Source organism: Zoogloea sp. LCSB751 (genome assembly GCF_002028455.1).
Taxonomy (GTDB): domain Bacteria; phylum Pseudomonadota; class Gammaproteobacteria; order Burkholderiales; family Rhodocyclaceae; genus Zoogloea.
Genome location: NZ_MWUM01000252.1, coordinates 1 through 266 on the forward strand (window position 1 = coordinate 1; position 266 = coordinate 266).

General features: G+C 45.5%; 1 pseudogene. It reads right to left on the reverse strand.

Features of this window, described 5'->3' with window-relative positions:
- A pseudogene (locus B4920_RS26550) lies at window positions 1–175 on the reverse strand (ribosome maturation factor RimP); the annotation flags it as partial.
- Window positions 176–266: the final 91 nt, after the last annotated feature.

Genomic DNA, 266 nt, shown 5'->3' on the forward strand with positions numbered 1-266 from the left:
TAGGGTCTTCAACATCGAGCACAGCACTGACTTGGCGACTTACGTTGGCACAATCTTCGATATTGATACCATTCTCACCATCAATGAACACGCGCAGGACTGAATGGTTACCCGCTTGAACATATTCAATGCCCCAAAGTTGGAAGCCGAGTGCTTCCACAGGCACTTTGAGCATGTCTGCCAGTCTGGATTCTAATGTTGCCAAATTTGACCCCCGAAAAAACAAAAAAGGGCTTAATAGCCCTAGTAAAACGCCGTAAACAATA